This is a genomic window from uncultured Nostoc sp. (assembly GCF_964245575.1).
In the GTDB taxonomy this organism is placed as follows: domain Bacteria; phylum Cyanobacteriota; class Cyanobacteriia; order Cyanobacteriales; family Nostocaceae; genus Nostoc.
Genome location: NZ_CAXTNP010000272.1, coordinates 1 through 10420 on the forward strand (window position 1 = coordinate 1; position 10420 = coordinate 10420).

The 10420-nt window shown below is 42.0% G+C and carries 4 protein-coding genes and 4 pseudogenes; all 8 read right to left on the minus strand.

Features of this window, described 5'->3' with window-relative positions; genetic code table 11:
* Positions 1-39: 39 nt before the first annotated feature.
* Positions 40-642: a 3-oxoacyl-ACP synthase III family protein gene (locus ACFFAP_RS30750; RefSeq protein WP_375514767.1), complete on the minus strand. Its 603-nt coding sequence runs from the start codon at positions 640-642 to the stop codon at positions 40-42.
* A gap of 214 nt (positions 643-856) precedes the next feature.
* Positions 857-2777, minus strand: a pseudogene (locus ACFFAP_RS30755) (thiamine pyrophosphate-dependent enzyme); the annotation flags it as partial.
* 175 nt (positions 2778-2952) lie between these two features.
* The gene (locus ACFFAP_RS30760; protein ID WP_375514768.1) at positions 2953-4473 is read right to left on the minus strand and encodes a long-chain fatty acid--CoA ligase; all 1521 of its coding nucleotides are present in this window, start codon (positions 4471-4473) and stop codon (positions 2953-2955) included.
* A 64-nt stretch (positions 4474-4537) separates the two neighbouring features.
* A pseudogene (locus tag ACFFAP_RS30765) lies at positions 4538-6004 on the minus strand (cytochrome P450).
* Positions 6005-6443: 439 nt separating this feature from the next.
* Complete coding sequence (gene hutH, locus ACFFAP_RS30770; RefSeq protein ID WP_375514769.1) at positions 6444-8150, minus strand: histidine ammonia-lyase; 1707 nt, start codon at positions 8148-8150, stop codon at positions 6444-6446.
* Between the two features lie 231 nt (positions 8151-8381).
* A pseudogene (gene aroF, locus ACFFAP_RS30775) lies at positions 8382-9473 on the minus strand (3-deoxy-7-phosphoheptulonate synthase).
* Between the two features lie 117 nt (positions 9474-9590).
* A complete protein-coding gene (locus tag ACFFAP_RS30780; protein ID WP_375514770.1) occupies positions 9591-9722 on the minus strand; it encodes a hypothetical protein in 132 nt (43 codons plus the stop codon).
* Between the two features lie 29 nt (positions 9723-9751).
* Positions 9752-10339, minus strand: a pseudogene (locus ACFFAP_RS30785) (IS630 family transposase); the annotation flags it as partial.
* Positions 10340-10420 lie beyond the last annotated feature (81 nt).

Genomic DNA, 10420 nt, shown 5'->3' on the forward strand with positions numbered 1-10420 from the left:
AGTTGCAAACTGCTTAAACCGCAAGGGTTTCGGCTTTTCTTAGTGCCATTCGGCTCCGGCACCGTCGCCTGATAAAAACGCCAGAGTATCATTTTCATCGGTATAGCGCGAATAGGTAGTTGAGACGACCACTAACACATTGCGATACTGTCCCGTTTGCACTAAAGAACAGGCCGTCTGAAGCGAAACTAACACTGAAGTGCAAGTTGATTCTATATTCCACGCCGCACCTTGTAGTCCCAGTTTCCCAGCGAGAAAAGCAGCATTACCAGGTGTGATTTGCTCTGGAAACAGTGAAGTAACGAGCATAAGATCGATATCTTCAGGAGATAGCTTTGCGGCTTCGAGAGCATCGATAGCGGCGCGATACTCTAGTGAGAGCGAAGTCTCATCGGCAGCTAATACCCTTCGCTCAAAAGTACCACGGAAGGGGTCTGACATATACGGTGCTACCTCTTGTGACCAGATATCGTCGTCACTATTGACTGTGGCATTATCGGGTACAAAAAGTTTAGCCAGGGTTTTTTGTTCAGCCTCAGCAACCATCTTGGGGAAATTTTCTCTGTAGTAATCGTTTGTGCGGATGATGCTAGGAAAGTTAACTGAGACTGCGCGAATACCTACTGGTTCTAATCTTGTCATGACAAATCTCCTTTTTATTTTGTTTTTGGTGTTACGCAATGGAATTAGGGACTGGGGATTGGGGGCTGGGGATTGGGAGGAATTAGATGGGGATTCAGACCCCAATCCTTAGTCTCTAGTTCAAATTGGTATCAATTTCTGATTAATTTATGGGCAGCAGATTGAGGATTTACGTAGATGCACAGATTTAGGAATGCCCTGTTTTGGCTTCTATGGCTCCTTGCTTAATCAGACTCTGAATGCGACCTCCAATCGGTGCGGGTCGGGTTGGGTCAATCTTCACATCAATAATGAATGGAACAGTAGAAGCAAGTGCTTTTTCTATAGCTACTTCCAATTCAGACTCAGTATTAACACAGATGCCATCAGCTCCCATAGCTCTAGTGATCGCGGCAAAATTAGTACTTGGTATCTCCGTATCTATGGGAAAGTTGGCACTTAACCCCTGCGACGCCATTCCTTGGGCGCACATATTGTAGCGTCCATCGTTGAGTACAATCCAGACAGATGGAATTTCGAATCTCACTGCTGTGCTGACTTCGTTGTTCATTAGCATTGCTCCGTCCCCAACAATCGCAACGGCTTTACCTTTTCGCCCTAATGCCGTACCAACTACCCCAGTAGCAGCATGACCCATAGACCCAAAACCAGTACTAATCCGGTAACGACCTGGCTCGTTAAATCGCAGCAAGTGAGTTGCCCAAGCAAAAGAGTTACCCGCTTCAGCTAAGATTGAGGCATCGCTACTCTCAATAATCAACCGTTGAATTGCATCCATCAGTGCTTCGGGTCGCACTAAGCCATTTGGGCGCTGAGTATTCGTGTAGGCTTCAGGACGCGGTAGTGAGGAAGTGGGAAACCAATTAAGACGCTCTGGCAGGGCGGCCGCATCATGTCAATAAGCAAAGTCTATTCTCAATAGACCGAAATCAATGTCATTAACTCTTGCTTATTGCGAAAGTTTTCGGCGATCGCTTTGGGGCTTAAAAAATAATCAAGCGCGAAATCCTGATTTTTTCGTTGGTTCTTAACCTTCGTTGTGATCAAGAGTAATTTAGATGCGTTTGCCCTGGACGCTCTGGAAGGTGTTTTAATACAGTTCTGAGGAATGCTTTGACTTCCGAGTGGACAGCGAAAGTCTCTACTGATGGATAAGCCACCCCTGGAACTTGCGGATCGATATCAACATGCACGAACCCATTAACAGGAATCATCCCCGAACTCCAAAATGAAGTCGGCTCACCAAGGCGCGTTCCCAACACTAGTATGCGTTGTGGTCGTTGCTCCTGCATATATTTCAGGACAGATAAATGCCCACTAAAGCCTGTGACACCGATAAACTGGGGATGATGTTCTGGAAAAATGCCTTTGGCACGAGGTGATGTCATTACCGCCGCCCCAGTTTTTTCTGCCAACTGGCGGATTTCCTCGGCGGCGTGTCGCGCACCGAAGCCAACCCAGATAGCAAAAGATTCTGCTGATAACAACTTCACACATTCAGCGATCGCTTCTTCATTAGCAGTTGGTACAGATTGAGAAAACGCTGGCTGAGGTAACTGTATTTTTAATGGTGTCGTCTGTATTGGCGTTGGAACACTAATATGGGCTACAAAGCTGCCTGGTTGTGCTAAACCTTGGGCAAGTCTGCGAGAAATTTCTGGCAGTTGATCCCCAGATTCTAATATGGTTGCGTAATTGAATAGTGGGCCTGGAGTAAAAATTCCTGAGAAAGGCATTGTGTGGGCGCTAGTTTCTTGACAAGCTCCCCGACCGCGATTTCCAGTTGAGGTTGCAGCCGATAAGAAAATTACCTTTGCTCCTTCCCCTCGGGCAGCAAAAAGCCCAGTCAGAGCGTTAGTGATACCAGGGCCTGTAGTAGTGAATACCACGACGGGGCGATCGCTGGCAAAATAAGCCTCGGTAGCGGCAAAAGCTGCTCCTGATTCATGGCGAAAGTGAAGCAATTGGATGGTGCTACGGTTTAATGTTGCCCATAATGGCCCAATACCGCCTCCTGAAACACCAAATGCATAGTTAACTCCGAAATTTTCCAGGATCTCAACTAGAGCCTCTGCAACTGTAGGGGTTAATTCTGACTCTAGAGATTTTTGATTCAGCGATGCAGGAGAGAAAATGGAAGATCCAGTTGACGTTTCAAATGAAATTTGATTAGATGGAGAATTAATTTTTGTTCCCAAAGCTTGAGGAAAATTAACTTTTTTGTTGAGATGTTTAGTATTTACCATTGCCAGTTTTGATTCCTCTTAGTTGATTTTTTAGCTTTATTGATTACTTAGCTTTAGTTAGCATTTAGTTGGAAACAGCAGCTAATTGAAAACTTGATTGCTGGCGTAAAACTCGTTTCAGAACTTTACCAGTTGGGTTTTTTGGCAGTGAATCTACAAAATTAATAGCACAGGGAAGTTTATATTTTGCAATTTTTTCAGAGCAAAACTTTAGGATTTGTTCTTCGCTAATTATCTTACCCTGCTTCAAGATAATATTTGCCTTAACTATCTCACCTTTGATAGCATCCTTAACGCCATATACAGCTACTTCAGCAACAGAAGAATGTTGATAAATTACATTCTCAACTTCAGTCGGATATACCTTAAATCCAGACACATTAATCATGTCTTTCATGCGGTCAACAATATAGAAAAAACCGTCTTCATCTACCCGACCAATATCACCAGTATGGAACCAGCCATTTTTAATTACTTCCGCAGTTTCAAATGGGCGATTCCAATAACCAAGCATGACGTTAGGCCCTCGAATTACTATCTGACCCAATTCACCAAGCTGTACCTGACGACCATTATCATCAATAACTTTCATTTCTACATTCTCAATTGGAGCGCCAATGGAACCAAGTTTGTATTTTAAATCGTGATTATAAGATGCACATGGTGATGTTTCAGTTAAACCATATCCTTCATTAATCACTTTTCCATATTTATCCCGCCAAGTTTGGGCAACTTCAATTGGCATCGGTGCGGCAGCTGAAAAGTAGTAACGTACACTCTTGAAATTGTAGCCAGATAAATCACTATTTAGAAGATTGATGAATACCGTTGGTACTCCAAAAAGCATTGTTATTTGATGAGTAGCGATCGCGTTAAGTATTTGCTTAAGTTCAAATCGACGTTTCAGGATAATTGTGGCGCAGACATTTAATGCTGCATTGAGAATAGCATTTTGACCAAAGCAATGAAATAATGGTAAGTAAAGCAGTAATCGGTCATCTGGTTGCATTCCACAACAACGGTTTTGGGAATACATATTAGAAATTATATTGCCGTGAGAAAGGGTCGCTCCTTTAGGAAAACCTGTTGTTCCCGATGTATAGACGATGCTAGCAGGAGTATGGCGATCTATTTCAATAGCATCTGCATTGCCAGAAGCACTTTCCATTAGTTTCGCTAAAGTAATTCCCTTTTTGGCACTACCCTCTGCAATTAAAATGTGTTGCAGTTCGGGTAAATCTGCGTCGGGTACATTTTCAACAAGTGACTCTGTGGTAATTATTGCCTTAGCAGCACAATCATTGAGAATATAGCTAACTTCATTGCTTTTCAGCATGACGTTGACTGAGACGACAACCGCACCAATTTTGAGAATGCCAAGATAAGAAATGATAAATTCTGGAATATTTGGCAAAAGCAAAACTACGCGATCGCCTTTTTTAATTCCTAATCCATGTAAACTGTTAGCTAAAGAATTTACTAATTGGTTCAGGTGTTTGTAAGTAAAAGATTTATCTTCAAATATTAGAGCAATTTTCTCAGGATAGAGTTGATAACCCCGTTCGATATGATGAGCAATATTCATGGCTAAAAAGACTCACTCGACTTGATTACCTTTGTCTACTTCGACAGTCATTGATAACAAGAATTCAGAACTTAGGCGCAAAGCCAAAGACGCTCTGCCTCAGGTCAGAATTCAGTGTTAATAATGTTTTTTGAGTATTTAGCTGACTGATGTTATCAAGTTCAGTTCGTGGCTGCAATGTCATCAAGATGCTTTGGCGTGTTTGCAGAGTTAGTAACGGCTGGCACTCAACTGGGTGTTCAAGCAGTAGATTGAGGCGGAAACGTTGACACACCATTGCCACAATCAACTGAATTTCCGTTAACGCAAAGATGTCACCTAAGCACTGACGTTGGCCGCCGCCGAAAGGAAAGTATACATAACGCGGACGATCAACAGAGCGTTCTGGTGTGAATCGCTCAGGATCAAAGCCTTCAGGATTATCCCAAAAAGCTGGGAGGCGGTGCGTGACAAAAGGACTGAATAAAAGCATGGAGCCAGCTGGGATATGATAGCCACCAATTAAATCATCGCCCAAATTGTTGCGGGCATAAACCCAAGCACCCGGATAAAGACGCATTGCTTCCTGAACAACCATTTTGGTATATTTCAGGTGCGGTAGATCCTCAAAGGTCGGGGTTCTTCCAGCCAATACCGTAGTCAGTTCCGCTTGTAACTGGCGTTCCACAGTGGGATATTTGGAAAGCAAGTACCAGATCCAGCCAAGTGTTACAGCTGAAGTCTCAAATCCAGCAGAGAAAAGTCCAACTATCTTGTCATGTAATTGCTGGTCACTCAATCCCCCGCCAGACTCATCCTGAGTACTCATGAACATTGAAAGTATGTCATGAGTAGTATGATTGCCTTGTTTGCGTTGTTGGATGATGCTGTTGGCAATTGTGCGGAGGGTGTTGATTGCTTGTTGAAACTGGCGGTTTTTTGGCGTAGGGAAGTTAATAGGTGGTTTGATGATAGCCCACATGCGATCGCTCAGGAATTTATAGATAGTATTCCAAGCCTGAATTAGTTCAGTGGTATCGCTATCAGCATCAAGACTCAAAGTCGTCTTTAGAAGAATCTTCTGTGTCAGCACGAGCATTTGTGCAGAGATATCGAGGGTTGCACCTGGTGGAATTTTTTGCCATCATTCTACCATCTCGGTGGTAAGCTGGGTCATGTCATTGACCATCGCGGCGATTTGCTGGCGGTGAAAAGATGGTTGCATTAGGCGACGCTGGGAACGCCATGAGTTACCCTCGCTAATCACCAAGCCTTCACCAATTACCAGTTTCATGTCCTGGAAATTTTCACCTTTTGTGTAGTTCTGAGGATTTTCTTGCAGGACATACTTCACACAATCTGGATCGGCAATCAAGTAAAGTTGTTGTGGCCCGATTGCCCCCAGATGGACAACACCACCATACTCACGCGCTGCATTGGTGAGGAATTGTAGCAGATTTGTTGACATTTGTGGAAAGCAGCCAATAATTGGAAAACTGGATGGGCCAGGGGGCTTTTTACGCGCATTTTGGTAGATGCTTTGTTTAACCATGTATTTTGTCTCCAATTTGAAAAAATTATGACTGTTAATTAGAGATTGAGATTGTATCTAGTGATCTATCACATTAGTTATAAGGGGTGAAAAAGTTCGTAATAAGGACTTTAGTCCTGGATTCGTAAGCACTGAAGTGCTTACTACAAAATCATCAAAATTAATGATATAGACTACTATTTTTAAACTAATACCAATTTTTGAAAATTGAAGATGCAAGGTTTTGTGCCCCTAGAGATGCAAATCTTAAAACCCTAACTAAATTTAATTTTCTGAATTACGAAATGGTGTAAATATGGCTAAATTGAGATTAACACTATTACTTTGTAAACCTGCGCTAAACCCTTTTAACTTTTTTCTGTCTTTTCTGTCCTTTGCGGTTCGTTTTTATTTCTTCTTTCTTATAATTAAATATGGTTTAGCGCGTGCATCATTGGTATTAAGAGTGCAAGGTCGACAAAAGATCGTTAACTGCTTGCACAATCTGTCCACCATTGGCAATATCAGTTGCAATTTTGGCAATGTGTTCGTCTAAGGCTTGTTCGTGGTCGTTCCAGATGTAAGGTCTGTCGGGAGAAGGCACTTGTGCAACTACATCGCGGATTGCAAGATATAAATCTCTGGTTGCAGGTGAGAGGGTGACACGGGCATCATAATGTCCAACAGTTTTGTATGTACGTAAATCAACTGCTTGCACGCCAAACATTAAGGCGATCGCTATATATTGTTGAAAGATTTCTACTGATTGACGCGCTAAATTTGCAGAAGCAAAACCTTGGCTGTTGATATTTTGGTTATATTGTTCCGCGTGGGTAGGAAATCTGTCAGCTATGGAATTTCCATAGAAAGTTAACAAAGGCATAATTGAGTTGCCAGTAATTTGCAATCCCTTCAACCCCATGTTTACACTCCGTTCTTTGTTACCAACCAAAGATGGAGAAAGGCCATTGTTAAATTCTGGTGCTACCAAGTAGGCTATTTGAACATCTAGATGTTTAGCTAACAACCCAATGTAGTAACGTAATTGCTCCATTCCTACACCAATGTATTGCCCTAAAAAATTGCCACCATGATAAGTTGCTTGGTTTTCTATATCGATAAGTGGGTTGTCAGTTACAGAGTTAACTTCTACTTCAATTTGTTTTTGAATTTGCTCAAGTCCATCGACAATTGGTCCCATATATTGAGGTAAACAACGCAGTGAATAACGGTCTTGAATTATATCTTCGCCGCGATAGTCGTGAGAACCATTTAACTCTTCTCGAACTAACCCTGAACCTTCTAACAGGTTGAGCATTTCGTTAGCAGCCCATTTTTGTCCTGAATGTGGTTTCAGCTTATGGATAAATGGGTGAAATGATTGATTAGTCCCATTTAAACCTTGAATAGCTAAGGCGTGAGCGCCCATTGCTAATGCTAAAAGATTTTTGGTGTCGTAGACGCAATTGGCAGCGATACCTGTCATAACTGAGGTGCCATTCATCATCGCCAACCCTTCTTTAGGAAGTAGTTGCAATGGCTCTAAACCCAGCTTTTTCAGTGCTGTTAATGCATTTATTTCTACACCGTTAAAGTCAACGATGTAGCTAGGATTTAAACCAATCAATGCCCCAGTGATATATGCTAAAGGTGTTAACTCACATCTTGCACCAATTGAACCATATTCGCAGACATGAGGTGTAACACCTGCATTGAGGAATATCAGCATCCGCTTGATAATTTCCAAACGAATCCCCGATGCACCACTAATGTGGGAGTTTGCACGTAGAAGCATTGCAGCACGAACATCAGCCAAAGATAATTTTTTTCCTGCACCTACTTTGTGATACCACATCAAATTATTTTGTAGTAACGCCGCAGATTCAGGAGAAATTACCACATTTGCCATACCACTAAAACCAGTTGTCACCCCATAAATAGGTTCGCCAGATTCAACTGCATGGCCAATAAAATCGCAGGATGCTTGGATATTAGCCAATTTTTCTAGATCGTCAGTTAAACGTACTCGTGTTCCATAACGCGCTACACTAGTTACTTCTTCAACAGTAAGATTGCGATCGCCTACAATTACAACGTCATCAGAACTATGCACAAAAGGAAAGGCAATTTTGTTGGCAGTTTTTTTGCTTAAGCGAAGTGTATCCATATTTTTGAGAGTTTATGACTAAAGTTTTTAACCTTGACCAGCAATTTTGGATTTTGGATTTTAGATTAAAATAATTTTTGGTTCATAGCCCCGTCTCTTGCCATGCCCTAAGCTTGCCATTGGCGCAGCCTCTCGTAGAGAAGGGTGTGCAGAGTAAATCCAAAATTGTAAATCTAAAATCTAAAATTGTTTCACCGATGAGTTGATAATTATTTAAAGAACCCCAATCTTCTAATTTGATAAAGAGAGTAGAGGCTGAGTTTCGCCGATTTTTGTATATTTCTGTTCTTGCCAGCGACCAAAGAATTTGCCCAAGGCAGCAATTTCTCTCATAAATTCTTCAAAACTGGTAAAATTGAGTGACTGAGGCCCATCTGAAAGGGCTTTTTGAGGGTTAGGGTGAACCTCGACCATTAGTGAATCACAACCAGCTGCTAAGGCAGCCATTGCCATTGGTGTCACTAATTCCGATTTTCCAGTACCGTGACTGGGATCAATAGCAATTGGGAGGTGAGTCAAACTACGCAAAACAGGAATTGCAGATATATCTAAAGTATTGCGTGTATACTCTCTGTCAAAAGTCCTAATGCCCCGTTCACATAGAATCACATTGAGATTTCCTGCCGCCAATATATACTCAGCAGACATCAGCCAATCTTCAATAGTGGCTGACAAGCCACGTTTGAGGAACACAGGTTTATTTATTGCACCGACTTTTTTCAAAAGGGAAAAGTTTTGCATATTGCGGGCACCAATTTGCATGATGTCTGCGACTGATGCCACCATTTCTAATTCAGCCCCATCCATCACCTCAGTAATAATACCCAAGCCAGAAACCGATCTAGCTGTTGCTAACCAGTCTAAAGCACTTTCTCCATGTCCTTGGAAAGCATAGGGTGAAGTTCATGGTTTGTAAGCCCCTCCTCTGAGAAACTTAGCACCTGCGGCTTTGACTCGCAGCGCAGTTTCCACAATCATCTCTTCGCTTTCAACAGAACAGGGGCCTGCAATTACGACTACAGGATAGTTTTGACCAAAAGTGATAGTTTCGGAGGGTGTAGACACATTTACGTTGTTGGGTTCGCCATAACGAAACTCTAAACTAGCCCGTTTGAATGGTTTCTTTACCCGCAGAACTTGCTCAATAAAAGGACTTAAATTTTGTATTTGCTGCACGTCGATTTCTATAGTATCACCAACTAAACCAATTGCTACTTTGTGTTTGCCTATAGAGAGTTCTGGGACAATCTTCCAGCGCGAAAGTTCTGTGATTAATAATTCAATTTCTTGTCGAGGACAACCGGATTTCATGACGATAATCATTGTTTTCACATTCTCCTAAAATATGCAAAGCTGTGTAATTACTTAGTTTTAAACCAAGGAACTAATTAGCGTTCAGTGGTTTTGCTGTTGCCGATGAGTTATACATTAAATTAGAACTTAAGGTTGCACATCCACTTTTTCTGCTAGTTTGCGTGCAGTATTCATACCTGGAGAATGCAGCAATGCGATCGCACCATTGCAGAAAACTGTATTGTCATCTTTGCTAACAATCAATTTTGCGCTTCGCACCTATATCATGTCCGGGTAATTAGTTACGATTAAGCTCCAATCTGAAGCCACCAATGAAAACCCGTTAACTCGCGAATTAAATCTTGCTGTTGAAGTAAAGATTGACAGTGATGAAATAAAACATCCTTTAAGTCATGGAGTGTATTAAAAGATTGATTAGCAATTGGTTCGTCCACTAGAATCCACAGTTTTTCTGCAGGCTGTAATTCAGGTGAGTGAGATGGCAAAAATGTTAAATGTAGCCCTTCGGGAATCTCTAAATTTTTGCGCTTTTTGCCACCCAGCGCGGTCAATGGCTAAAAGAATGTGTTTATTCGCACCCAAGCCAAATTCACGAGCAAAATCAGCCAAAACTTGATTAAACAATTCTGTGTTGACGTAAGGAAGAATCCACCAATAACTTTCTCCGGTTTTCGGATGTACAAAAGCATACAGCCATAACTATTTAAACCGCCAATTGACATCAGCGATTGGTGTTTCTCCTTCGGGTACATAAACTCTTCGCAAAACAGGTTTGAGTCCTAGACGGTGTTCATCTTCACCGGAGGCGGAGCGTCTCCGGCTCCGCACCACAAATGAACTTCTGCATCCGGATAGGTAATTTGGATTTGTTCTACAACTATAGCAGGGCTATTTCATTCTAAAAAGCTGCTTGAGTATGTCTAGTCCAAAAGAAGATAAACGTTGAGCTTGTGCCA